This window comes from Ensifer sp. (genome assembly GCF_035999135.1).
Taxonomy (GTDB): domain Bacteria; phylum Pseudomonadota; class Alphaproteobacteria; order Rhizobiales; family Rhizobiaceae; genus Ensifer.
On sequence record NZ_DASYGZ010000149.1, the window covers coordinates 1 to 25,408 of the forward strand.

Genomic DNA, 25,408 nt, shown 5'->3' on the forward strand with positions numbered 1-25,408 from the left:
GCTCTTCACCTTCTGCGAATAGACACCCATCGGCGTGGTGATGGTGGTGCCGACGCTGACGATCTCGAAGCCGCGATCGGCGATCTGGTTGTCGAGATAGGGCTGGTGCTGGAACGAGTTGGCGTTGAGGTCGCCATCGGCGAGCGCCTGGTTCGGAACGACGTAGTCGGAGAATTCGAGGATCTCGATGTCGAGGCCCTTGGGCGCTGCGACTTCCTTCACCTTCTCCATGATCTGGGCGTGTTCGCCCGGGGTCACGCCCACCTTGATGGTCTCGGCGAGCGCCGTTCCGGCGGTAAGAGCGGCAATCGCCGCTGCGATGATGAGCTTCTTCACGGGTGTCTCCTTGTTCACGTTCAAGTCTTGGGAGGAAATCAAGTCTTGCGGTTTTTCTTGTCGAACCGCCGCGCGAGGCCATCGCCGGCGCTCTGGACGAGTTGCACCAGCACGATCAGCACGATGACGACGACGAGCATCACGTCGGGCATGAAGCGCTGGTAGCCGTAGCGGATGCCGAGGTCGCCGAGCCCGCCGCCGCCGACGGCGCCGACCATCGCCGAATAGCCGATGAGGCTGACGGCGGTCATGGTGAGCGCCAGGGTCAGCGCAGGTCGCGCTTCGGCGAGCAGCACCTTGAAGACGATCTGCATCGGGGTCGCGCCCATGGCGCGTGCCGCCTCGATCAGGCCCTTGTCGATCTCGCGGATCGCCGCTTCCACCAGCCGGGCGACGAAGGGAATGGTCGCGATCGTCAAGGGCACGATCGCCGCCTTCGTGCCGATCGAGGTGCCGGTCAGGAGCCGGGTAAAGGGAATGATGGCGACGACGAGGATGATGAACGGCGTCGAGCGCGTGGCGTTGACGATCAGCCCGACGATGCGGTTGATGGTCGGCGCCGGGAACAGTTCGCCCTTGCCGCTGGTTGCGAGAAAGATGCCGATCGGAAGCCCGATCAGCGAGCCGATCAGACCGGCGATCGCAACCATGTAGATGGTGTCGACGGTGGCGCCGGCAATGCGCAGGAGAATATCAGGCGACATAACCGAGCACCTCCGTGACCAGACCGTTTTCGACAAAGAAGCGTTCGGCGCGACCCGACGTTTCGGCATCCGCGCCATAGGCGACGACCAGCGAGCCATAGGGCGCGCCGCCGATCTCATCGATCGTGCCGGCGATGATGTTGACCTCGGCGCCCACAGACTTGATCAGCTGCGAGATCAGCGGCTTTTCGGCCGCCGCACCGAAAAAGGTGAGCCGCACCACGGCACGGTCGCCGGTGGCAGGCTGCGGTTTCAGCGCCCGCGCCACCGCGTCGGGAAGTTTCGAGCCCGGCAGGCCGGACAGCAGCGCCCGCGTCGTCTCGTGCTTGGGATGGGTGAAGACGTCGAAGGTATGGCCGCGCTCGACGATGCGGCCATGGTCGATCACCGCCACATCGGATGTGACCGCCTTCACCACTTCCATCTCGTGGGTGATGAGCAGCACGGTCAGGCCGAGATCGGCATTGATGCGCTTCAACAGTTCCAGGATCGATTGCGTGGTTTCCGGGTCGAGCGCCGAGGTCGCCTCGTCGGAAAGCAGGAGCTTCGGCTCGGTCGCCAGCGCCCGCGCGATGCCGATGCGCTGCTTCTGGCCGCCGGACAATTCCGATGGATAGCGCCCGTGTTTGTCGGCGAGGCCGACGAGATCGAGCAGCGGCCGCACGCGCTGTTCGATGGCACGCTTGTCCATGCCCGATATTTCGAGCGGCAGCGCAACGTTGCCGAACACGGTGCGTGACGACAGCAGGTTGAAGTGCTGGAAGATCATACCGACGGAGCGACGCAGGCTGCGCAGCGCCGCCTCGTCGAGCGCGCCAACGTCGACGCCGTCGACGAGTACCTTGCCGCCGCTCGGTTTTTCCAACCCGTTGACCAGCCGGATCAGCGTCGACTTGCCGGCGCCGGAACGGCCGATGATGCCGGTGATCGAGCCTCGGCCCACCGTCAAGGAGACGTTGTCGAGCGCGGTAAAGGCGCCGCTCTGGCCGGAGGCGGGGAAATGTTTGGAAACGCCGTCGAAAACGACAGCCGCGTCAACGGATGGCGCGACGCTCTTTGCGGAGACGCTCATCGTTCGGAGCCCCCCGAAAGAGGTGCGGTCGAAATGTGCGGGTACATAGGTGCTCTCGGATGTTCAAATTTCATGATCCCGGGCGAGGCCGGGATGGAAGGCGCGTCTGGTCAGGCCGACATTCGACAACGCATTCGGAACAGGGAGCACTTCTCTAGCATCAAGCAACCAGTCAGTTCAACTTTGGCGCCGCATGGCCCGCATGCGACATAATCTACGGCTCTTATGGAGAATTGCCGCTTCTTTTCACAGGCATGATTTTCCCGAATCTGACGAAGAGCGGCAAAACCATGCTCTTTTGCTGGGCGCCACCCCATCATCCCGCAAATCGCCATCTTGGAAATCCTTGTTCGGGCGGACTGTGCCCGATCGCATTTCATGCTAACGGGCAGCAACAGGATCACGAGGTAAGAAATGCGTATCGTCTTGACCGGAAGTTCCGGCCGCGTCGGCCGGGCCATCTACAACGCTCTTGCCGCCGCCGATTACGACGTCGTCGGCATCGACCGCGCGCCCTTCCGCACGACGGCCATCGTCGGCGATCTCGTCGACGGAGAGCTGCTGGAACGCGCCATGGAGGGTGCCGACGCGGTCATCCATACGGCCGCACTGCACGCGCCGCATGTCGACGCCGTCGCCGACCAGGAATTCGAGCGCGTCAACGTCATGGGCACCCATCTGGTGATCGCCGCGGCCCAGGCGACCGGCGTCGGCCGCATCGTCTTTACCAGCACGACAGCGCTCTATGGCCATGCCGTCGTCGACGGCGGCTGCGCCTGGATCACCGAGGAAACGCCGCCGAAGCCGCACACGATCTACCACCACACCAAGCTCGCGGCGGAAGCCCTGCTCGAAAATGCCGCGGACCGCGCGCTGCATGTGCGGGTGCTGCGCATGTCGCGCTCCTTCCCGGAGGCGGCCGACCGCGTCGCGGGCTACCGGCTGCATCGCGGCATCGATGTGCGCGATGTGGCTTCAGCCCATGTGGCGGCGCTCGACAATGGCGGCCCCGTCTTCCAGCGCTACATCATCTCGGGCGAAACGCCGTTCCTTCCGACCGATTGCCGCCGTCTGGCCGAGGATGCCGCCGGGCTGCTGCGCGAACGCGCGCCAAAGATGAGCCAGGCCTTTGCCGAGCGCGATTGGGCACTACCGGAAACGATCGACAGGGTGTACGACCCGAGTGCTGCGATCGAAAAGCTCGACTGGAAGCCGCGCTACGGCTTCAAGGAAGTACTGGCCCAGCTCGACCGGCAGAGCCTGGAAGTCCTGCCGGTCCGTTGATCAACTCCAGATCCCTACGGGCGGTTTAAACCGCCCGGTCGATCGTCAGCCGTGGTTGCCCTTCGGGAACTGTTCAGCGAGCGCCTGGTACCACTGACCGCTCTTCTTGATGGTGCGAACCTGCGTGTCGTAATCGACATGCACGATGCCGAAGCGCATCTTGTAGCCTTCGGCCCACTCGAAATTGTCCATCAGGCTCCAGGCGAAGTAGCCGCGCATCGGATAGCCCTCGGAGATCAAGTCTGCCGTGACAGACAGATGATCGGCGATGTAGTCGAGCCGCGGCTGGTCGTCGACGATACCGTCCTCGACGCCCATGTTGTAGCAGGCACCGTTCTCGGTGATGTAGCAGTCGGGCAGCTGGTAGGTCGCGTTCAGCGTGCGAACCAGACTGCCGAGCGCCGGCGCGTAGACTTCCCAGCCGATATCGGTCTTCGTCTCGCTGACCGGCTTGGCATTGACCGTCGCCGGGTACTCGGCGCCCTCGGTCGCATCGTCGCTGACACGCATCGGCGTGTAGTAGTTGAGCCCCCACCAGTCGAGCGGCCGCGAGATGGTCTCCATGTCGCCGTCTTCGATCGCCGGCATGCGATGCCCGAGCGCGCTCATGAAGCTCTCGGGGTATTCTCCCTTGAAGATAGGGCCGAAGAAGACGCCGTTGTGGAAATCGAAGGCACGGTCAGCGGCCGCCTTGTCGGCTGCACTGTCGCTGCCGGGATAGACCGAATGGGCATTGATGACGATGCCCGAGGGCAGGTTCGGCCGCTCTGAACGGATGGCGTCGACGCCGAGCCCGTGCGCCAGATTGGTGAAGTGCAAGGCGTGAAGCGCCGCGTCCATGTTGCGCTCGCCGGGCGCATGGATGCCGTAGAGGTGGCTGAGCCAGACCGAGCACCAGGGCTCGTTGAAGGTCGCAACCGCATCGAGCCGGTCGCCGAGGCGGGCAATCACCGTCTTGGCGTATCGCTGGAAAGCGTAGGCCGTCGTGCGCGCCGTCCAGCCACCATCGCCCATCAGCGCCAGCGGCAAGTCCCAATGATAGAGCGTGGCATAGGCCTTGATGTCGCGGGCCTTGAGGCCGTCGACCAGGCGATCGTAGAAGTCGAGCCCCTTCTCGTTGATCGGACCAGTGCCTTCAGGGATGATGCGCGGCCAGGCGATCGAGAAGCGGTAGGCATCGACGCCGAGGCTCTTGATCAGGTCCAGATCCTCGTCCAGCCGGTTGTAGTGGTCGCAGGCGACATCGCCGTTGTGCCGGACGAAGACGCGGCCCGGCATGTTGGAAAACGCGTCCCAGATCGACGGCTTGCGGCCGTCGGCCTTGGTGGCGCCTTCGATCTGGAAGGAGGCGGTCGCCACCCCGAATACGAAATCGCCCGGAAAGCGCTCTGCCAGGATCTTGGGATCGGTCATCTCGTTGTCTCGTCTGTTTCAAGCCCCGCCGGAAGCGGGGCCTCGTTGTTTTCTCGTGTTCGCAGCCCGACCTAAAGCCGTACCCGCAGATGTCAACTCGCGAAAAAGGGCGGGAATGCCCGCCCTTCCGCTCGGTTGAAGCGTCTCGTCACACCTTTACCCAGGCACCATTTCGTTTGGATGACTGGACACAGGCGTCGACGAAAACCATGCCCTTCATGCCATCGTCGATGGTCGGATAGGTGACGGCCGGATCGACTTTTTCGCCCTTGCGTTTGGCGAAGATGGCACGCGCCGCCTCGCTGTAGATGTTGGCGAAGCCTTCGAGATAGCCTTCAGGATGGCCCGACGGAATGCGGCTGACACGGTTGGCGGCCGCACCGGCACCCGCCCCGGCGCGGGTCAGCAGCCGCTTCGGCTCGCCGAATGGCGTGTACCAGAGGTAGTTCGGATCCTTTTGCGTCCATTCGAGCCCGCCCTTGGTGCCGTAGACGCGCACCATCAGGCCGTTTTCGTGACCCGGCGCCACCTGGCTGCACCAGAGCAGCCCCTTGGCTCGCTCGCCGTCCTTCTTTTTGAACCGCATCATCACATGGGCGTTGTCGTCGAGCTGGCGCCCCGGCACGAAGCTGTCGAGATCGGCCGAAAGCTCCTCGAGTTCCAGACCGGAGACGAAGGCCCCGAGGTTATAGGCATGGGTGCCGATGTCGCCGGTCGAGCCGCCTGCGCCGGAGCGGGCCGGATCGGTGCGCCAGGCCGCCTGCTTCTGGCCGGATTGCTCGATGTTCTCGGTCAGCCAGTCCTGCGGATACTCCATCTGCACCAGCCTGACAGCACCGAGCTCGCCGTTTGCGACCATCTCGCGCGCCTGGCGGACCATCGGGTAGCCGGTATAATTGTGGGTCAGCACGAACAGCGCATCGCTCTCGTCGGCCGCCTTCTTCAGCTTCCTGGCGTCGCCAAGCGTCGAGGTCAGCGGCTTGTCGCAGATCACGTGGATGCCGCGCTTCAGGAACTCCTTGGCCGCGGCATAATGCACGTGGTTCGGCGTCACGATCGCCACGGCCTCGATGCCGTCCTTCAGTTTCGCCTCACGGATCGCCATCTGCTTGAAGTCGGAATAGACGCGCGACGGGTCGAGCCCGAGTTCGCGACCGGAGCTTTCCGCCTTTTCCGGCGTCGACGACAGGGCGCCGGCCACCAGCTCGAAATGATCGTCCAGTCTTGCAGCAATGCGGTGCACCGCGCCGATGAAGGCGCCCGATCCTCCGCCCACCATGCCGAGACGGATGCGGCGCTCGCGCTTCTCGCTCGTACCTTCGATCGCCATAGTCTTCTCCCTCGTGTTGTCCTGTTTGTTAAAATTGCCGCCCCTTGTCCGCGCGGCAAGGATGCCCCTCATCCGCCTGCCGGCACCTTCTCCCCGCACGCGGGGAGAAGGACGGGATGCACCCTCTCGGCGCGCAAACTTGGCTGCATTCAAGATGGAAGAAGCGGCCAGTCGTCGTGCATGTCCCCTCTCCCCGCCTGCGGGGAGAGGGTTAGTCCTCGGGTTAAACCCGAGGAGAGAGGCTATGGTGTCCCCTTGAGGGCATCGCGGGTGCCAACCGTCTCAGATCCCGAGCATGCGCCGGTTGGCCGCCTCGTCGGTGCCTGCGTCGGCAAAGTCGTCGAAGGCTTTCTCGGTGACCCGGATGATATGATGCTTGACGAAATCGGCGCCTTCGCGCGCGCCGTCCTCGGGATGCTTCAGCGCGCATTCCCATTCGACCACCGCCCAGCCCGAAAAGTCATTGGCCGCCATCTTCGAGAACACCGCGCCGAAATCCACCTGGCCGTCACCGAGCGAGCGGAAGCGCCCAGCCCGGTTGACCCAGCCCTGGTAGCCGCCATAGACGCCCTGGCGTCCCGTCGGGTTGAACTCCGCGTCCTTGACGTGGAACATCCGGATGCGGTCCTTGTAGATGTCGATGTTGTCGAGATAGTCCAGGCACTGCAGCACGTAGTGCGACGGGTCGTAGAGCATGCAGGCGCGGGCGTGGTTGCCGGTGCGCTCCAGGAACATCTCGTAGGTGATGCCGTCGTGCAGGTCCTCGCCCGGATGGATCTCGTAGCAGACGTCGACGCCGTTCTCCTCGGCATGGTCGAGGATCGGCTTCCAGCGTTTCGCCAGTTCGTCGAAGGCGGCCTCGACGAGGCCAGCCGGCCGCTGCGGCCACGGGTAGACGAAGGGCCAGGCAAGCGCGCCCGAAAAGCTCGCCATCGCGTTCAGCCCGAGGTTCCTCGAGGCCGTCAGCGCCAGCTTCACCTGCTCCACCGCCCAGGCCTGCCTTGCCTTCGGATTGCCGCGCACCTCCGGCGCTGCAAACCCGTCGAAGGCCTCGTCATAGGCCGGGTGCACGGCCACGAGCTGGCCCTGCAGATGGGTCGAAAGTTCCGTGACCTCGACGCCGTTTTCGCGCGCCGTTCCGGCGAACTCGTCGCAATAGGTCTTCGATGTCGCGGCCTTTTTCAGGTCGATCAGCCGCGCATCCCAGCTTGGAACCTGCACACCCTTGTAGCCGCAGTCGGCCGCCCATTTGGTGATGTCGCCCCAGGAATTGAACGGCGCCGCATCGCCGGCAAACTGCGCAAGAAAGAGCCCTGGCCCCTTGATGGTCTTCATCCCGATTGTCCTCCCGATGAAACGGCCGAAGATATCTCGATCCGTCCGATCAGTTGCCGGATGACGGCACGGGATCGTCCCGTTTCCGCCGCAACTGATATTCCTGAAACGTTGCAGGTGCTGCACGCTATCAGATTTTTTCGGGCGAGCAACCGGCGAAAGGGCAGATTTCCCGAAGATTTGTAATCGATTTCATTTTTCTGTTCAAATGGCCTCCGCACCACGTTTCGAATTGGAGCCCTGCGCTTCGCAAGGTTGTCCCCGACTGCGGACACCAAAGAGAAAGGGCGCCATCATGGCGCCCCCTCCCCTTCGTCCGCCGCTCTCCTCAGACGATCATCCGTACCGCCGGTTGGCAGAGGCCGGATTGGACCTGCCCTGCCGTCCGGACGTTACGGTGAATTGATCGACCAGCCCTTTGAGCGTGGTACTCACCTGCATCAACGTGTGGGTCGCAGCACTGGTCTCTTCCACCATCGCCGCATTCTGCTGCGTCATCTGATCCATGTTGGTAACGGCCGTATTGATCTCGGCAATGCCGGCCGATTGCTCGCGGGCCGAGCCTGCGATCGCATCGATGTGACCGTTGATATGGATGACCTGATCGCCGATGTGGTGCAGCGCCTCGCCTGTCTTGTTGACCAGCGACACCCCCATCAGCACGGCCTCGGCCGACTTGTCGATCAGATCCTTGATCTCGCGTGCGGCTTCGGCCGATTTCTGCGCCAGCTCGCGCACCTCCTGCGCGACAACCGCAAAGCCCTTGCCGGCCTCGCCTGCGCGCGCTGCCTCCACACCGGCATTGAGCGCCAGAAGGTTGGTCTGGAACGAGATCTGGTCGATGACGCCGATGATCTGGGTGATCTTGCGCGAGGATTCCTCGATCGCGCTCATCGCCGCCACCGCCTGTTCGACGATCGCGCCGGATTTGCGCGCCTCCTCTGTCGCATTTCCGACCACCCGCCGCGCCTCCTCGGCGCGCGATGCAGCCTCCTTGGAAATGGTGGTGATCTCCTCGAGCGCAGCCGCCGTCTCCTCGAGCGAAGCCGCCTGCTGTTCCGTGCGCCGGGCCATGTCGTCGGTTGCCGTCACCAGTTCGCCGGCATTGTTGGCCGTTTCCTCCGATGCCCCGACGATCGCGCCGAAGGTCTGGTCGAGCTTGCCGAGTGCTGCGTTGAAGTTGGAGCGCAGGCTTGCAAACTGCGGCGCCAGTTCCGCGGCGATGACGGCCGTCAGGTCGCCGTCGGCCAGGCGCTTCAAACAGTTTTCAAGCGCCGACAGTGCTTCCTCCTGCTGTCCGTTCAAAACCTGCCGCTCGGCCTCGGACCGCTCCCGCTCTTCCTGCAGGGCTTCGAGATAGACGGAGATCGCATAGTCCATGTCGACCATGGCAGCCTTGACGACGGCAGCCACGTCGGTGCCGATCTCCTTGGCCTTGTTGCGATGCAGGAAGCCGGTCAGGTGGCTTTCGATGACGCTCTTCAGAATGGCTTCGATGATCAGCGCATAGCCGCCGATGTACCAGCGTGGCTCAAGCCCGAGGCGGGCATGGGTCTTGCCGATCGTCGTGACGGCATCGACATATTGCGCGTCGAACCTCGCCGATGCGATCAGCTCCCAGTGCTTGGCCTGCCTCGCCTTCGCGCCTTGCACATGCGCGTCGCTTGCAAAGAAGCGCGCCGTCTCCGGATTGGCGCGCGCCTTGGAATAGAATTTGTTCAACGCCGTATCGAGCGAGGCGGAAATGACAGGCAACGCGCGTGCGAGCGCTCCCCGCTGCGTGTCGTCAAGATCGACGAACTGCAGGCGCTCATTGAGCAGTCTTGTTTTTGAATCGAAGCTGGTCATGCGGAAAGTTCCCCCGGTGCCGCGACAGGACGCATGACAAGTCGCCGCTGCAGCTCAAGGTTCGGCGTACCCTGCACGAGCGTTTTATCACATTGTAATGTAGAAATAACTGCAAATTGTAGATGATTAGTTATGCTATCATCGATTGCGAATCGAGAGCGCAAATACAACCGTCGTCAGGGACACGTATGTGTCGACGGTCGCGCACCAATTTCATCATTGGCTGACAATAGATTCCATGGAATCCACGCCTCAGCAACAACCAATAAGTGCCATCGATTTCCTGCTGTGGATAAATACACATCCAGGGTGGCAAAATATGACAAAAATCAAGAGCGGCCGGAAAAATCCCGGCCGCCCGTCTGCCTGCCATCCGCCGCTCAGACGTAGCGGTTCACCACGTTTTCCAGCAACTCCTGCTTGCCGGACTTCGGCTGCGGGTTGAGGTCGGACTTCAGCACCCAGGCCTCGATCTCCTCCAGCGAGAAGCCACCGTCGAGCATCTTCCTGGCTTCCGGCACCTGCCAGCCAGCATAACGCTGGTCGAGCGGCTTGGAGAGCGCCTTGTCCTCGATCATCTTCGCCGCTGCCTTGAGGCCGCGGGCGCAGCAGTCCATGCCGCCGATGTGGCCGATCAGGAGGTCCTCCGGATCGATCGACTGGCGGCGCAGCTTGGCATCGAAGTTGGTGCCGCCGGTCGCAAAGCCGCCACCTGAAAGGACCTGGTAATAGGCAAGCGCCATTTCCGGCACATTGTTCGGGAACTGGTCGGTGTCCCAGCCGGACTGGTAGTCGTTGCGGTTCATGTCGATCGAGCCGAAGATGCCGAGTGCATTGGCAAGCGCCAGCTCGTGCTCGAAGGAATGGCCCGCAAGGATCGCATGGCCCTGCTCGATATTGACCTTGACCTCGTTTTCCAGGCCGTAGCTCTTCAGGAAGCCGTAGACGGTCGCAACGTCGTAGTCGTACTGGTGCTTGGTCGGCTCCTGCGGCTTCGGCTCGATCAGGATCGCCCCCTTGAAGCCGATCTTGTGCTTGTACTCGACGACGAGATTGACGAAGCGGCCGAGCTGGTCGAGCTCGCGCTTCATGTCGGTGTTGAGCAGTGTCTCATAGCCTTCGCGCCCGCCCCAGAGCACGTAGTTCTGGCCGCCGAGACGCTTGGTGGCATCAAGGCACGTCTTCACCGTTGCTGCGGCAAAAGCAAAGACGTCCGGATCCGGATTGGTCGCCGCACCCGACATGTAGCGCCGGTTGGAGAAGAGGTTGGCCGTGCCCCAGAGCAGGTTGACGCCGGTCTCGGCCTGCTTCTTCTCGAAGTGATCGACGATTGCGTTGAGGTTCTTCGTGTTCTCCGCAAAGCTCTTGCCTTCCGGGCGCACGTCGGCGTCGTGGAAGCAATAGAAGGGAACGCCAAGCAGGTCGAAGAATTCGAAGGCGACGTCGGCCTTCAGCTTTGCCGCGTCCATCGTGTCGTGGAACCAGGGGCGCTCGAAGGTCTGGCCGCCGAAGGGGTCGCCGCCCGGCCAGACGAAGGTGTGCCAATAGGCGACCGCAAAACGCAGATGATCTTCCATGCGCTTGCCGAGAACCACCTCGTCCTTGTTGTAATGGCGGAAGGCGAGCGGGTTGGTGCTCTCCGGGCCTTCATATTTGATCTTGGCGATATCGCCGAAAAATCCTGTGCTCACGGGTCTAGCTCCTCTTTCAAGAGTGATGTCGGCCGACGTCGCCCGTTCGATAGGCGCGGCCATTACGTGGAAGGTAATTGGTTTCATTCCCTCGACCGGCGATACCGGAAGCATCGAAACGCCAAACGAAAGGAACATTTCGATGCACGACTTCAACGCCATCGCCAGAGCCTACATCGCCGCCTGGAACGCCACCGATGTTGCAAGCCGCGCGGCCCTGATCGAGAAGGCCTTCACCGCCAATGTCAGCTACCGCGACCCGATCATGCAGGGCGACGGCCACGCCGGCGTCGATGCGCTGGTCGCTGGCGTCCAGAGCCAGTTTCCGGGCTTCCGCTTCACGCTGAAAGGCGAAGCAGACGGTTTCGCCGATACGATCCGCTTTTCCTGGGCGCTCGGCCCCGAGGGCGTCCCCTCGGTTATCGAGGGCACGGATGTCGGTGAAATCGAAAACGGCCGGCTGACGTCGGTCACCGGCTTCCTCGACAAGGTGCCGGTCCGCTGAGGAGCGGTTGCCGAAGCGTGGCGCAAGGCGCGGCGTCGTCACGACGCCGCACCCTTGATCGCCGGATAGAGCCGGCGATAGCGCTGGTAGCTTTCCTCATAGGCCGAGACCAGCGACGCCTCGGGCGCGATGGTCTCGGCCGTGCGCGGCGCGTAGCAGGTGGCGACGGGATCGGCGCCCGTTGCAGCGATCAGGCCGAGGCGGGCGGCCCCGAAGGCGGCGCCGAAGTCGCCATCGGCGGGCAGGTCGACCGGCAGGTCGAGTGCCGTTGCGATCGACTTCAGCCAGTAGCGTGAGCGCGAGCCGCCGCCGATCGCCGTCACCCGCGTCAGCGTCGTGCCGGCGGCGCGCAGCGCCTCCAGGCTGTCGCGTATGGCGAAGGACACCCCTTCCATCACGGCCTGGGTCAACACCACGCGGCTGCTCTCATGGCCGAGCCCGACGAAGGCGCCGCGGATCGCCGCATCGTTGTGCGGGGTGCGCTCGCCGGACAGATAGGGAAGGAAGGTGACGCCCGAGGGGGCCTTGATGGTGTCGCCGAGTTCGGCGCTCAAGTCGGCGGCACTGCGCCCGGCAATGCCCGAGTACCAGTTGAGCGCGTCGGTGGCCGACAGGATGACGCCCATCTGGTGCCAGGTGTTCGGCAGCGCATGGCAGAACGCATGTACCGCGCTTTCCGGGTTGGGCAGGTAGCTGGCGTTGGCGGCAAAGAGCACGCCGGAGGTGCCGAGCGACACGAAGGCGTGCCCTTCGCCAACGGTGCCCATGCCGCAGGCCGATGCTGCATTGTCGCCGGCGCCGCCGGCAACGACGGCGTCACCGGAAATCCCCCAGCGAGCGGCAAGTTCCGGCCGCAATCTGCCCGCCTGCTCGGTTCCCTCGACCAGACCCGGCATCTGTTTCTCGTCCAGGCCGGTCGCCGAGAGAAGACCCTCCGACCAGCGCCGCTTGCCGGTGTCGAGCCAGGCGGTGCCGGCCGCGTCAGACATTTCCGACAGGTGCTCGCCGGTCAGCCACAGGCGCAGATAGTCCTTCGGCAACAAGACCCAGCGCACCCTGGCGAAGATTTCGGGCTCGTTGGCCCACACCCAGGCAAGCTTCGGCGCGGTGAACCCGGGAAAGACGATGTTGCCGGTGATCGCGCGGAACTGCGGATCGGCATCGAGCGCCGCCGCCTCGCGAAAACTGCGGGTGTCGTTCCACAAAATGCAGGGTCTGAGCACCCGGTCGTCGGCATCGAGCAGCGTCGCGCCATGCATCTGTCCGGAAAGGCCGATGCCCTCGACGGCAGCAAGCTCCCTGGGATGCGCCGCTTTCAGGCCTGATATCGCCTCCTCGGTGGCGCGTACCCAATCGGCCGGGTCCTGCTCCGACCAGCCGGGATGCGGCCGCGACACGTCAAGCGCGCCAGAGGCCGAACCGATGATGCGCTGATCGCCGTCGATCAGCGTCGCCTTGACGCCCGAGGTACCGAGATCCAGTCCGAGATACATGCTTGCCTCCCTTGAGCGATCCCGACGAGGAACCGCATAAATTCGATGCGCTACGCCGGATCGACCGGCAGGTTGTCCTTGAGAAAAATCTCGATGCGGATGCGCTCCTGAGCCGAAATCACCGCCAGGCCGTCGGCGCGGGCCTTCAGCACGCGGATGGCGCTGCGCACCTCATGGCCGGCATCCTGATTGAGCAACGCGTCGATCGTTCCGGACGTGAGTGCGGCGCGGCTGTGCGGCGTCAGTTCGTGCGCGACGGCGCAGACGTCCTTGCCGCGTCCCGACGCCTCCAGCGCGGCGATCAGGCCGCGATTGCCAGCCCCGAGATTGTAGATGCCGGCAAGATCGGCATGATCGGCCATGAGGCCCCCGACGAGGCGCTCGACTTCGGCAGGATCGTCATGCCCTTCGACGATGGGCAGCAGCTGGCGCCCCGCCGCACTTTCGGCCATCGCGGCGCTGAAGCCTTCGACCCGGTCGCGGTGGTCGCGCACCAGCATCGAGCCGGCGACAATCGCCACGGGGCCATCCCTCCCACCGAGGAACCGCCCCATGAGCGCGCCGGCGGTCCGGCCCGCCGCGACGTTGTCGACGCCGGCGAAATGGTCGCGCGTCGATCCCGGCAAATCAGAAACCAGCGTCACGACCGCGATCCCGTCACTGCGCAGGGCGTCGACGGCTGCAACCACCTCGGGCGCATCGATCGCCACAACCGCGACGCCGGCCGGGCCAAGCGCCCGCGCCTCGCCAAGGGCCCGGGCGAGCGCTACACGATCGAAGGCTGGCACGGAGAGAATGGTGATCGCGGTGCGTTCGATTGCCGAGCGCGCCTTTGCCGCCTCCACTTCGGCCGCTAGGCCGCGCATGAACGTGTTGTCGCCCTCCGGCAGGATGAAGACGAGGGGATAGCTGCGGCTTTTGGCAAGGTTGGCGGCGGCGACGTCGCGCACGTAGCCGAGCGTCTCGATGGCGCGCTCCACCTTGTCGCGGGTGACGCCGCGCACGCCCGGCCGGTTGTTCAAGACCCGGTCGACGGTGGCGAGACTGACACCTGCCTTGGCAGCGATGTCGTGAACGGTTGGGCGCATGTTTTCCTCCGGGCACTGCCTTTAGAGGAATTTTTGATGTACGTAAATCAAAAATGCGCAGCCGCGACAATTGAGGACACGCCACGGCCGACAGACGCTCTGGCAATGGCACGGCAACTATATGATATAGCTATGTTTTTATCACTATCACGTGCGACGGCTGTTAACCGAGCCGCTTGCTGAAGGCCTCGGTAAAGACGACGTCTCCATGCGTCGCCCCTGCCTCCGCCAAGACCACATCCATGAAATGATCGGTCACACGCACGATCGCGAAACCGCCCATATAGGCCGCCTTCGGCTTGACGAGGTCGAGACCGTTCTGTCGGTAGATCATCGCGGTGTCGTGCTGGTGCCCGTGGAAGAGGCCGACGACGTTGTATCCTCTGACGACATCGAGCAACGCCTGGCGCTGGGCGGTGCTCCACCAGTGCGGCGCGCCGTCACCCTGGTCGTCGAAGGTTTTCGCCTGCGGATCCCAGGCCTCGGTCGAAAACGCGTCCCAGCCGTAATGCTGGAACAGGACCACCGGTCGGCCGTCGCCGGCGTAGGACGCGAGATCCTGCTTCAGCCACGGCAGCGCGTCGACGGCATCCTTGCTCACGTCGCCGCCGAAGCGCTGCAGTTGCACCAGATGCAGGCCGCCCCAGTCCCAGGAATAGCAATCGGAAAGCGGGTCGTAGTTGGAGACCGGCACCGGCGGCTTGTAGAACACGGTCTGGCGATGGTTGAGCTCGACATAGTCGCGCAATTCGCGGCGATACCAGTCGACATGCGGCGGTGGACCGTCCTGGTCGAGGTCGTGGTTGCCAAGCCCCACATAGACCGGCATGTGCACGTGGTCGGGTCCCGCCCCTTCCTGATAGCGGCTGGAAAACTGCTGCAGCTGCCGGCCCTCGCGTGGCTGGCGCACCTGGCCGCCGCCATCGTCGGTGATGTCACCGCCAAGCACCAGGCCGAGCGGCTTGCCGATTTCGCGCCCGGCGCCGGCAAGGCCGCTCGGCTTGCCGGCTACCGTCTCCGGCCAGCGCATGGAATGCACCGCGTTCAGCGCCGCGACGTGCCGCAGCAGATTGGCGTCGGTCTTGCCCTCGGCAGCACAGTTCGGCGCAAGGCCCTCGATCGAGACGAGGCAGGCATGGATGTCGTTGGAAAACAGGAACGTCGCGTCGATGGCGGGAATGGCGGCACGCGTGCGCAGGGCGACAAGTGCGGCCCCGAGGCCTGCAAGGCCGGCAACGAACGATCGCCTGGAGATACCCTTAGAAACCCATCGCCGCATACTGCCGCCCCTCAAACCGACTGGAGCGGGAGTGTGCAGCAAGGCGCAGCTCACGTAAACCGCGAGCCGCGCCCTGCCTGGGGGGACTAGTGTCCGCCGCCGCTCGGGCCGACGCCCTGCGGCTTCTTGATCATCATCACGCCAAGGACCAGCGACAGGAACAACACGGTCAGGAGCACGAAGATATCGCCGAAGGAGAGGATCATCGCCTGCTTCTGCGCCATGCCAGCCAGTTGCTTGATCGCGATCGTCGTGCCGTCGAGGCCATGGGCGTTGAAGTTGGCGGCCATGTTGTTGAACCGCTCCATCGCCTCCGGGTTGCCCCACTGGATATGCTCGGCAAGCCGCGCATAGTGGAAGTCCTGGCGCTGGGTCAGGATGGTGTTGATGACCGCGAGCCCGACGGCGCCGCCGAGGTTACGGGTCAGGTTGAAGAGGCCCGAGGCGCCGCGCATACGCGCCGGCGGCATGGTGCCGAGCGCGATGTTGTTGATCGGCACCATGCACAGCATCAGCCCGACGCCGCGCAGGATCTGCGGGATGAACAGTTCGTAGAAGTCCCAGTCGGCGGTCAGGTGGCCCATGATCCAGGTGCCGGCGGCAAAGCTGGTAAAGCCGATCGTCATCAGCACGCGCGGATCAAGCTTGCCCGAGAGAATGCCGGCGACCGGTGCCGTGAAGAACATCGCAAGGCCCGAGACGAACATCGTCTCGCCGATCATCAGCGAATCGTAGCCGCGGATCCGCCCGAGATAGAGCGGGTAGAGATAGGTCAGGCCATAGAGGCCGATGCCCATCACGAAGGAGAACATCGAACCGAAGGCGAAGTTGCGGTTGGCAAACGCCCTGAGATCGACGACCGGGAATTCCACCTTGAAGGCCCGATAGAAGAATATGATCGCCGCAACGGCCGAGGCGACCGCGCCGATGACGATATGCTCGTCGTTGAACCAGTCGTTGGCGTTGCCCTCTTCCAGCACGTATTCGAGCGCGCCGAGGAAGATCGCCATCGAGGCCAGGCCCCACCAGTCGAACTTCTTGAAGAGGCCAAGTTCCGGCTTGTCGAAGTCGATGAAGGTCCAGGTGAGCGTGGCGACGATGATGCCGGGGATGACGTTGACGAGGAACAGCCAGTGCCAGGAGAAGGCATGGCTGAGATAGCCGCCGACCGTCGGGCCGATCGTCGGCGCCAGCGTCGCGATCAGGCCGATGATCGGCGAGACGATGTTGCGCTTCGACGGCGGGAAGATGGTGAAGGCGGCCGCAAAGACCGACGGGATCATGCCGCCGCCGATAAAGCCCTGGATGGCGCGATAGACGATCATCTGGTCGATGTTCGTCGCCGTTGCGGCAAGCGCGCTTGCCGCCGTGAAGCCTGCTGCCGAAACCGAAAACAGCACGCGCGTCGACACGATGCGCGCCAGCGTTCCCGAGAGCGGGATCATGATGACTTCGGCGATGAGGTAGGAGGTCTGCACCCAGCCGATCTCGTCGGAACCCGCCGAAAGGCCTGCCTGGATCTCGGCGAGCGACGCCGAGACGATCTGGATGTCGAGGATGGCCATGAACATGCCGACGACCATGGCGAAGAAGGCGATCAGCCTTCTCGGATCCATGTGTTCCCCGACCTTCGGTGCGGCGGCCGCCACCGAACCTGCTGTTGCCGTTGCGGCCATCTCAGCCACTCCTTGCGAGAAGGCGCGCCCGTCAGGCGCGCCGGCGTCTGGGCCCGGTTACTTGGTGGCAGCGACCTTGGTCTGATCCGGCGCCGTGCGCGTGTCGACATCGACGACGACGCTCAAGCCCGCGCGCAGGTGCCCTTCGGCCAGGATGTCCGCCGGGATCGTGATGCGAACCGGAACGCGCTGGATCACCTTGGTGAAGTTGCCGGTCGCGTTTTCAGCCGGCAGCAGCGAGAAGACCGAGCCGGAGGCCGGCGAGATCGAGGCGACGGTCGCTTCGATCGGGTGGTCCTCATAGGCGTCCACATGAACCTTCACCTTGGAGCCCGGCACCAGATGGGCGATCTGGGTCTCCTTGAAGTTGGCGTCGATATAGAGCTGGTTGACCGGAACAAGGGCTGCAAGCCGCTGGCCTGCGGAAACGAGGTCGCCGACCTGGACCGAGACGTTGCCGACGATGCCGTCATAGGGCGCCTTCAGCACGGTGAAGCCGAGGTCGCGGTTGGCCTTGTCGCGTGCAAGCTCCAGCGAACGGATTTCGCTTTCGGCTTCGGTGCGCTGGGCCTCGAGCACGGTGATGCTGGCATTGGCGGCGGCGATGTTGGCATCGGCGCCTGCAAGGTTTGCCCGTGCCTGGTCGAGCGCGACGTCGGCATTGTCGAGCGAAGCGACGGTGCCGACCGCCTTGGACTGGAGGTCGCTTGCGCGCTTCTGCGCGAGTTCGGCTCCACGCACCGTGGCTTCGAGAGCCTTCTTCTGCGCTTCCGTCTGGGCAAGGCTCGCCTTGGCGCCTGCGATCTGCGCATCGAAACGGCTGAGCGCCAGCTTCTGGGTGGCAATCTTTGCCTCGGCCTGTTCGGCGGCGATGCGATAGTCGCCGTCATCAAGCGTGACCAGCGGGTCGCCGGCCTTTACCTTCTGGTTGGCGACGGCGTCGACCTTGGCGACGTAGCCGGAAACCTTCGGCGAGATCGTCGCGATATCGCCTTCGATATAGGCGTCGTCGGTCGAGATCATGAAGCGGCCGTTGGTCCACCAGTCGTAGCCGAACCAGCCGCCTGCGGCGAGAAGCGCGAGACCGATGATCGGAACAATGGGCTTGCGCGCCTTCTTCTGCGGCGCCGCGGCTTCCTTGACCTCGGCTGGAACGGCAGCAGCCTGTTCTGCGGCAGGGGTCTTTGCCTCGAGTGCAGTTTCCTGAACCGGCTGCGCGTCGAAATTCTCATCGACGGGGCGGACGCGGGCAGCACTGGACGTTTTGGATGCGGACATTTGGCACCGGCCTGGTTAAAGATTGCTGAACGAACTGAACCGTTCGGTTCGATTGGAACTTGACATAGGCTCTTTCTGGTCGCATATCAAGAGGAAATCGAACCGCGTGGTTCGATGACTAATATTTAATGCAAGCAGGACGGAAACAAGCGACCATCATGAGCACGGTGAAGACCGGAACCCAGGACGTGATCCAGCCGCATGCCGGCCCGGACGAAGATCTCACTTCGGGCGGCCGCCGTGCCGCGGGCGAGGACCCGGCCAAGCGCGAGCAAATTCTCGAAGGTGCACGCCGCGCGTTCCTCAGCCAGGGTTTCGACGCCGCCAGCATGAACGACATCACCCGCGAGGCCGGTGTCTCCAAGGGTACGCTCTACGTCTATTTCGAGAACAAGGAAGACCTGTTCAAGGCGCTGATCATCAAGGGCAAGACCCGGGTGGTCCAGACCGCCAAGCATGCGCTCAACGATCACGACGACGTCGAGGAGTCGCTCTACGATTTCGGCGTGACGCTGACGACCAGCATGACCTCCGAGGAGACGATCCGCTCGATGCGCATGGTGATCGGCGTCATCGACCGCATGCCGCACCTGGCCGAGCGCTTCTTCAGCGAGGCGCCGGAAAACGGCTACACCGTGCTCAAGGCCTATCTGGACCGCCAGGTCCCGACCGGCGTGCTCGACATCGACAACACCGAGATCGCCGCCCGCCAGTTCATCGAGATGGCGCAGGCCGGGCTCTTCAAGCACCGCCTGTTCGGCGGCATGTGTTCCGCCCCGCCGCGCGAGCAGATCGAGGCGACGGTGACGGCGGCCGTGCGCGTCTTCATGTCCGCCTACGGACCGAAGAAATAGGCCGACTGAGGCCGAACCTCCTTCCGCCCTCCTGCATTACAATCGAGCAATTGCGATCAAGCGCGCCTTGAGGCAACACCCTATCAAAAGGGCGCTGCCAGGGGAGTGAAGATGAGTGCCATCGGACGGGCGGTCTGGTTCATCGAGAGCCATTTCGCCAAGGACATATCGCTGGATGAAATCGCCGAGGCCGCAGGCCTTTCGCGCTTCCATCTCTCACGCGTCTTCGGGCTGGTCACCGGCCGCTCGATCAGTGCCTATATTCGCGCCCGGCGGCTCAGCGATGCCGCCCACGCGCTTGCCGATGGCCCCGCCAACATTCTTTCGGTGGCCCTCGAAGCGGGCTACGGCTCGCACGAGGCTTTCACCCGTGCCTTTCGCGACCAGTTCGGCGTGACGCCGGAGACAGTGCGCAAACAGGGGCATGTTCGAAACATCGAACTGATGGAGCCTTTAAGGATGGACGACACGCGCCAAATCAAGATCGAACCGCCACGCTTCGAAGACAGCCCGCCGCTGCTCTTGGCGGGCCTTTCGGAAACCTACGCCTACGGCCGCACCGAGGGCATCCCCTCGCTCTGGCAACGTTTCAACCGCCACTTCGGCAACATACCGAGCCAGAAGGGCAACGTCGCCTACGGTGTCTGCAACGACAGCGACGCGGATGCCGGGACGTTTCGCTACATGGCCGCGGCCGAAGTCAGCGCCATCGATGACTTGCCAGGAGGCTTTTCGACATTGAAGCTGCCGAGGCAGCGCTACGCCGTCTTCCTGCATCGCGGTCACATCTCGGCGATCGCCAAGGTCGCACACTACGTCTTCGGCACCTGGCTGCCCGAATCCGGGCTTCAGCACGCCGAAACGCCTGATCTCATCGAGCGATACGATGAGCGCTTCGACCCGAATTCGGGCACTGGCGTCGTCGAAATGTGGGTTCCCGTCAAATCGTAAACGGTAAAGCGCTGCCGCAAACGGGCGGCAGCGCTTGTCACGTCCGCAATGTTTCTTAAATACTGTCGGCGATTCTTGCGCGACGACGCGCCACCTTCAGCGCCCAGGCGTCTTTCAGATGCACGCATGTCGCTGGGGGACTTTGAACTGAAAGAGAAAGATCGCCGATGCAGGACCTCCTGTTGCTTGCCAAGACCCCGCCGCCTGGGTCGCCCTCGTCACCCTCGTCGTCATGGAGGTGGTTCTCGGCATCGACAACCTGATCTTCATCTCGATCCTCACCAACAAGTTGCCGGTCGAGCATCGCGAAAAAGCGCGGCGCATCGGCATTGCCCTGGCGCTCATCATGCGGCTGGCGCTGCTCGGCACCGTCGCCTGGATCGTCAAGCTGACGACGCCGGTTTTCGAGGCCTTCGGCCACGGCTTCTCCTGGAAGGACATGATCCTGATCGCTGGCGGCCTCTTCCTCGTCTGGAAGGCGACCAAGGAAATCCACCACAATGTCGACCCGAGCGATCATGGCGAGGACTTCATCGCCTCCTCGACGATCAACAGCTTCGGCGCCGCCATCGCCCAGATCCTGCTGCTCGACCTCGTCTTCTCCGTCGACAGCATCATCACCGCCGTCGGCATGACGCCGCATCTGCCGATCATGGTCATTGCCGTCATTGCCGCCGTCACGGTCATGCTTGTCGCCGCCAACCCGCTCGCCAACTTCATCGAGAAGAACCCGACGATCGTCATGCTGGCGCTCGCCTTCCTCCTGATGATCGGCACGACGCTGATTGCCGAAGGCATGGGCCTGCATGTGCCGAAGGGCTACATCTACGCCGCCATGGCGTTCTCGGCGCTGGTCGAGATCCTCAACATGGTCGCCCGCAACGCGCGCCTGAGGAAGGCCGGCAAGCTCAAATAGCGCCGCATCGCCGGATCATTGCGAAAAGAGGCCCGCATCACCGATGCGGGCCTCTTTTTTTCCGGGGGGACATCCGTGAAGACACGGGGCCGAGCCGGCGGCCGTCAACCGCGAGCCATCGACGACGACGAGAGAGGGATCATTCCTCGTGCCTGTCGCCGATGCGCGCCGGCGGCCCGGTCCCGCGTCTTCTGCCTCACAACGCACCTGCTGAGGAAACGTTCCCTCTGCCGGGATCAGGCGTCCGGTCGATGACCGACCTCCACCAGGATGTTGCCCGGTATCACTGCGTAGAAAACGTAGGCGCCGTGCCGATCGGCAGGCGGGATCACCTGGACGCCGGATTGGCGCACCAGCTGATAGGCGTCATCCACCTCGGCCCGCTCCGGCAGCAGGAAGCCGACATGATAGGTCTGCGCGTTGAGGCTCACCTGGTCGCCGCCGCCGAGCGCCGTGATCGGCGGGCTGATGACGAGCACCAGGCCGGAACCGTCCGTCAGGCGATAGAAGGCGTCCTTGCCGCGCTTCTCGACAAGCGTCAGGCCGAAGTGGTCGATCAGGAACGACGCCGTCTCGGCGACGACGGGGCTATGGAGGTCGATATGGTTCAGTCGCATGTTCACAGTCTCCGTGTTTGAGAAACGCGGCGGACTGCGTCGATTTTGCATAGCCCGCCGCGGACCGATGCGGGATCGCATCGGAACCACGTCGCGGGTTCGAACGGGACGTTCGAGCAGAGCTTCGCGGGCCATGAACGGCTGCAAAGGGACCGGGCTTACCTTATCCGGTCCTGCCTTTTTCGACCGGACCTCAATAACGGATTATCGGCGGCGGCGAAAGATGCGGCCGGGCTTAGTTCTTGCTGGCGTCCGGATCGATCTTCTGAAGTTCCTGAAGATAGGCATCGAGACGGTCGAACTTCTGCTCCCAGAAGCGACGGTAGCTGTCGAGCCAGCTGTTGACGTCCTGAAGCGGTGCCGCTTCGAGCCGGCAGGGGCGCCACTGCGCTTCGCGGCCACGGCTGATCAGCCCGGCGCGTTCGAGCACCTTGAGATGCTTGGAAACCGCCGGCAGGCTCATCTCGAACGGTTCCGCCAGTTCGCCGACCGACGCCTCCCCGAGGGCGAGACGGGCAAGGATCGCCCTTCGCGTGGGATCGGCAAGGGCTGAGAGCGTCGTCGACAGGCGATCTTCCGGCATTTTCTAAAAAACCTTTCAGTTAAATAACCTTCCGGTTCATTACCGCCCATAGCAGGCGGTGTCAACAAAAAGTGGCGTGATCCACTTTCCGTTGACATGACCGGCGTTCTATGGTCTCACCCGAGCCATTGGAATAGCCTGCCGATACCGCTGAGGCGGCACCCTTGCGGGCCTTTCCTTCCCATAAAATGCGCGCCCGACGGTCGGAATTCGTCTCCGGCAAGGGGCGAGAAGCACGTCAGACGGGCAAAGACCATGGCAAATTCAGCAGTCCGGGTACGCATCGCACCCTCCCCCACCGGCGAGCCGCATGTCGGCACCGCCTACATCGCTCTGTTCAACTACCTGTTCGCGAAAAAACATGGCGGCGAGTTCATCCTGCGCATCGAAGACACCGATGCGACCCGCTCGACGCCGGAGTTCGAACAGAAGGTGCTGGACGCGCTGAAATGGTGCGGGCTTGAATGGTCGGAAGGTCCTGACGTCGGCGGCCCCTACGGCCCCTATCGCCAGAGCGACCGCAAGGACATGTACCGCCCTTACGTCGAGAAGATCGTCGAGAACGGCCACGGCTTCCGTTGCTTCTGCACGCCCGCGCGGCTGGAGCAGATGCGTGAGAGCCAGCGCGCCGCCGGCAAGCCTTCGAAGTATGACGGCCTGTGTCTCAACATTTCGGCTGAAGAAGTCACCTCGCGCGTCGCCGCCGGCGAACCGCATGTCGTGCGCATGAAGATCCCGACCGAGGGCTCGTGCAAGTTCCACGACGGCGTCTATGGCGACGTCGAAATTCCGTGGGAAGCCGTCGACATGCAGGTGCTGCTCAAGGCCGACGGCATGCCGACCTACCACATGGCCAACGTCGTCGACGACCACCTGATGAAGATCACCCACGTCGCCCGCGGCGAGGAGTGGCTGGCCTCGGTGCCGAAGCACATCCTGATCTACCAGTATCTCGGCCTCGAGCCGCCGGTGTTCATGCACCTGTCGCTGATGCGCAATGCCGACAAGTCGAAGCTGTCGAAGCGCAAGAACCCGACATCGATCTCCTACTACACCGCTCTCGGCTACCTGCCGGAAGCGCTGATGAACTTCCTCGGCCTGTTCTTCATCCAGATCGCCGAAGGCGAGGAACTGCTGACGATCGAGGAACTGGCTGCCAAGTTCGATTCCGAAAACCTGTCCAAGGCCGGCGCGATCTTCGACATCCAGAAGCTCGACTGGCTGAACGCCCGCTGGATCCGCGAGAAGCTGTCGGAAGACGAGTTCGCCGCCCGCGTCCTTGCCTGGGCCATGGAAAACGATCGGCTGAAGCAGGGCCTCAAGCTCAGCCAGTCGCGCATCTCCAAGCTCGGCGAGCTGCCCGATCTCGCAGGCTTCCTGTTGAAGTCCGACCTCGGCCTCAAGCCCGAAGCCTTCGCCGGCGTCAAGTCGACGCCCGAAGAACTGCTCGAGATCCTCAACACCGTTCAGCCGGATCTTGAAAAGATCCTGGAATGGAACAAGGAGTCGATCGAAGCCGAACTGCGCGCGATCGCCGAGCGCATGGGCAAGAAACTGAAGGTGATCCTGGCGCCGCTGTTCGTGTCCGTGTCCGGCTCGCAGCGCTCGCTGCCACTGTTCGACAGCATGGAGATCCTCGGCCGCGCCGTGGTTCGCCAGCGCCTCAAGGTCGCCGCCCAGGTGGTCGCCTCCATGGTCGGCAGCGGAAAGTAAGGAGAGCACGAGATGAACGACAAGACCGAAACCACAGGCCTCTCCTCCGACGTCACGGAAGTGCGTGCACAGAAGCTGAAGTTGCTGCGCGAGCAGATCGGCGACGTCTACCCGGCGCATTTCCACCGGACGATGACCAATGCCGAGCTCACCGCCAAGTACGAGGGTCTGGAGCCCGATACCGAGACGCAGGATGTCGTGACCGTTGCCGGCCGCGTCTATTCCTCGCGCAACTCGGGCATGTTCATGGATATCCATGACGCCTCCGGCAAGATCCAGATCTTCAGCCACAAGGACACCACGCCGGAAGACGCCCGCGCGCTGCTGCCGATGATCGACATCGGCGACATCATCGGCGTCACCGGGCTCGTCCGCCGCACCAAGCGCGGCGAGCTGACGATCAATGCCCAGGCGATCACCATGCTGACGAAGTCGCTGCTGCCGATGCCCGAGAAGTGGCACGGCCTCTCCGACATCGAGCTGCGCTACCGCAAGCGCCACCTCGACATCATGACCAACGAGGAATCGAAGCTGCGCTTCCAGCAACGCAGCCGCATCGTTTCCGGCATCCGCCGCTTCATGGAAAACGACGGCTTCATGGAAGTCGAGACGCCGATGCTGCACTCGGTCTATGGCGGCGCCACCGCCGAGCCGTTCAAGACCCATCACAACACGCTGAAGCTCGACATGTACCTGCGCATTGCGCCGGAACTGTACCTGAAGCGCACGCTGGTTTCGGGCCTGACCGACAAGGTCTTCGAAATCAACCGCAACTTCCGCAACGAAGGCGTCTCCACCCGGCACAATCCGGAATTCACCATGATGGAGTGCTACTGGGCCTATGCCGACTACGAGGACATCATGGACCTCGTCGAGCGGATGTTCGGTGAGCTCGCCATGGCGATCCACGGCTCGACCGAATTTGCCTATGGCGACAAGGAAATCTCCTTCAAGGGTCCGTTCCGCCGCGTGCCGATGCCCGACGCCGTCAAGGAAGCGACCGGCATCGACTTCCTGGCGATGAAGACCGACGAAGAGGCCCGCACCGCCGCCAAGGCTGCCGGCTTCGAGGTCGAGAAGGACTGGACCTGGGGCGAGTGCCTGGCATTCGTCTTCGAAGAGAAGGTCGAGCCGACGCTGATCCAGCCGTCGCACGTCACGCATTTCCCGAAGGACATCTCGCCCTTCGCCAAGGAAGTGCCAGGCGAGCCGCGCCTCGTCGAGCGCTTCGAGACCTATTGCAACGCCTGGGAACTCGGCAATGCCTTCTCGGAACTCAACGATCCGGAAGAGCAGCGCGCCCGCATGGTCGAGCAGCTGGAACAGGCGCATGCGCGCGGCGAAAAGGCCAAGCAGCTTGACGACGAGTTCCTCGACGCCATCGACCAGGGCATGCCGCCGGCCGGTGGCCTCGGCATCGGCGTCGACCGCCTGATCATGCT

At 63.5% G+C, this 25,408-nt stretch carries 22 protein-coding genes; 7 read left to right on the forward strand and 15 right to left on the reverse strand.

The annotated features are described in order from the left end of the window. The 3 genes from VGO12_RS20005 to VGO12_RS20015 form a co-directional block, all read right to left on the reverse strand. The coding region (locus tag VGO12_RS20005) for a MetQ/NlpA family ABC transporter substrate-binding protein (RefSeq protein WP_327494852.1) at positions 1-336 on the reverse strand (336 nt) is incomplete at its 3' end. A gap of 38 nt (positions 337-374) precedes the next feature. Further along, on the reverse strand, positions 375-1,040 hold the full coding sequence (locus tag VGO12_RS20010) for a methionine ABC transporter permease (protein ID WP_327494853.1): 666 nt from the start codon (positions 1,038-1,040) through the stop codon (positions 375-377). Next, a complete protein-coding gene (locus tag VGO12_RS20015; RefSeq protein WP_327514513.1) occupies positions 1,030-2,112 on the reverse strand; it encodes a methionine ABC transporter ATP-binding protein in 1,083 nt (360 codons plus the stop codon). The genes VGO12_RS20010 and VGO12_RS20015 overlap by 11 nt, the downstream gene beginning before the upstream one ends. Before the next feature lie 414 nt (positions 2,113-2,526). Between VGO12_RS20015 and VGO12_RS20020 the strand changes: the two genes are divergently transcribed. Beyond that, the gene (locus VGO12_RS20020) at positions 2,527-3,396 is read left to right on the forward strand and encodes an NAD(P)-dependent oxidoreductase (protein WP_327514514.1); all 870 of its coding nucleotides are present in this window, start codon (positions 2,527-2,529) and stop codon (positions 3,394-3,396) included. 45 nt (positions 3,397-3,441) lie between these two features. Here the strand turns inward: VGO12_RS20020 and VGO12_RS20025 are convergent, their stop codons facing one another. The 5 genes from VGO12_RS20025 to xylA form a co-directional block, all read right to left on the reverse strand. Continuing rightward, positions 3,442-4,809: a GH1 family beta-glucosidase gene (locus VGO12_RS20025; protein WP_327514515.1), complete on the reverse strand. Its 1,368-nt coding sequence runs from the start codon at positions 4,807-4,809 to the stop codon at positions 3,442-3,444. 148 nt (positions 4,810-4,957) lie between these two features. Then, complete coding sequence (locus VGO12_RS20030) at positions 4,958-6,139, reverse strand: Gfo/Idh/MocA family oxidoreductase (RefSeq protein ID WP_327514516.1); 1,182 nt, start codon at positions 6,137-6,139, stop codon at positions 4,958-4,960. Between the two features lie 282 nt (positions 6,140-6,421). Next, positions 6,422-7,474 carry a sugar phosphate isomerase/epimerase gene (locus VGO12_RS20035; RefSeq protein ID WP_327514517.1) on the reverse strand — a complete coding sequence of 351 codons (1,053 nt, stop codon included), beginning with the start codon at positions 7,472-7,474 and terminating at the stop codon, positions 6,422-6,424. 336 nt (positions 7,475-7,810) lie between these two features. Then, positions 7,811-9,322: a globin-coupled sensor protein gene (locus tag VGO12_RS20040; RefSeq protein WP_327514518.1), complete on the reverse strand. Its 1,512-nt coding sequence runs from the start codon at positions 9,320-9,322 to the stop codon at positions 7,811-7,813. A 380-nt stretch (positions 9,323-9,702) separates the two neighbouring features. Beyond that, entirely contained in the window at positions 9,703-11,013 is a 1,311-nt protein-coding gene (gene xylA / locus VGO12_RS20045) for a xylose isomerase (protein ID WP_327514519.1), read from the reverse strand. Between the two features lie 142 nt (positions 11,014-11,155). Here xylA and VGO12_RS20050 point away from each other — a divergent pair, with 142 nt between their 5' ends. After that, positions 11,156-11,518, forward strand: coding sequence for a nuclear transport factor 2 family protein (locus VGO12_RS20050; protein WP_327514520.1), 363 nt, complete (start codon positions 11,156-11,158; stop codon positions 11,516-11,518). 38 nt (positions 11,519-11,556) lie between these two features. On the opposite strand, the gene xylB is transcribed toward VGO12_RS20050, so the two are convergent. The 5 genes from xylB to VGO12_RS20075 form a co-directional block, all read right to left on the reverse strand. Continuing rightward, positions 11,557-13,011, reverse strand: a complete 1,455-nt coding sequence (xylB, locus tag VGO12_RS20055; RefSeq protein ID WP_327514521.1) for a xylulokinase — start codon at positions 13,009-13,011, stop codon at positions 11,557-11,559. A gap of 50 nt (positions 13,012-13,061) precedes the next feature. Continuing rightward, positions 13,062-14,099 carry a LacI family DNA-binding transcriptional regulator gene (locus tag VGO12_RS20060; protein WP_327514522.1) on the reverse strand — a complete coding sequence of 346 codons (1,038 nt, stop codon included), beginning with the start codon at positions 14,097-14,099 and terminating at the stop codon, positions 13,062-13,064. A 163-nt stretch (positions 14,100-14,262) separates the two neighbouring features. Next, positions 14,263-15,378, reverse strand: a complete 1,116-nt coding sequence (locus VGO12_RS20065) for a metallophosphoesterase (RefSeq protein WP_327514523.1) — start codon at positions 15,376-15,378, stop codon at positions 14,263-14,265. 86 nt (positions 15,379-15,464) lie between these two features. Next, a complete protein-coding gene (locus VGO12_RS20070) occupies positions 15,465-17,054 on the reverse strand; it encodes a DHA2 family efflux MFS transporter permease subunit (RefSeq protein WP_327514524.1) in 1,590 nt (529 codons plus the stop codon). Between the two features lie 57 nt (positions 17,055-17,111). Further along, complete coding sequence (locus VGO12_RS20075; protein ID WP_327514525.1) at positions 17,112-18,332, reverse strand: HlyD family secretion protein; 1,221 nt, start codon at positions 18,330-18,332, stop codon at positions 17,112-17,114. A 158-nt stretch (positions 18,333-18,490) separates the two neighbouring features. On the opposite strand from VGO12_RS20075, the gene VGO12_RS20080 reads away from it, so the two are divergent. The 3 genes from VGO12_RS20080 (at position 18,491) to VGO12_RS20090 (ending at position 21,053) form a co-directional block, all read left to right on the forward strand. Beyond that, positions 18,491-19,186, forward strand: a complete 696-nt coding sequence (locus tag VGO12_RS20080; RefSeq protein ID WP_327514526.1) for a TetR/AcrR family transcriptional regulator — start codon at positions 18,491-18,493, stop codon at positions 19,184-19,186. A 111-nt stretch (positions 19,187-19,297) separates the two neighbouring features. Continuing rightward, positions 19,298-20,137 (forward strand): AraC family transcriptional regulator, encoded by an 840-nt coding sequence (locus VGO12_RS20085; RefSeq protein ID WP_327514527.1) that lies wholly within the window; start codon positions 19,298-19,300, stop codon positions 20,135-20,137. A 232-nt stretch (positions 20,138-20,369) separates the two neighbouring features. Beyond that, complete coding sequence (locus VGO12_RS20090) at positions 20,370-21,053, forward strand: TerC family protein (RefSeq protein WP_414650752.1); 684 nt, start codon at positions 20,370-20,372, stop codon at positions 21,051-21,053. Between the two features lie 236 nt (positions 21,054-21,289). Here the strand turns inward: VGO12_RS20090 and VGO12_RS20095 are convergent, their stop codons facing one another. Then, complete coding sequence (locus VGO12_RS20095) at positions 21,290-21,670, reverse strand: VOC family protein (RefSeq protein ID WP_327514528.1); 381 nt, start codon at positions 21,668-21,670, stop codon at positions 21,290-21,292. A 235-nt stretch (positions 21,671-21,905) separates the two neighbouring features. Then, complete coding sequence (locus tag VGO12_RS20100; protein WP_327514529.1) at positions 21,906-22,253, reverse strand: metalloregulator ArsR/SmtB family transcription factor; 348 nt, start codon at positions 22,251-22,253, stop codon at positions 21,906-21,908. Between the two features lie 255 nt (positions 22,254-22,508). Here VGO12_RS20100 and gltX point away from each other — a divergent pair, with 255 nt between their 5' ends. Together gltX and lysS are read left to right on the forward strand one after the other, a co-directional pair. Beyond that, entirely contained in the window at positions 22,509-23,966 is a 1,458-nt protein-coding gene (gene gltX, locus VGO12_RS20105; RefSeq protein ID WP_327514530.1) for a glutamate--tRNA ligase, read from the forward strand. A gap of 12 nt (positions 23,967-23,978) precedes the next feature. Continuing rightward, positions 23,979-25,408 (forward strand): lysine--tRNA ligase (lysS, locus tag VGO12_RS20110; protein ID WP_327514531.1); only part of this gene is annotated, 1,430 nt, incomplete at its 3' end.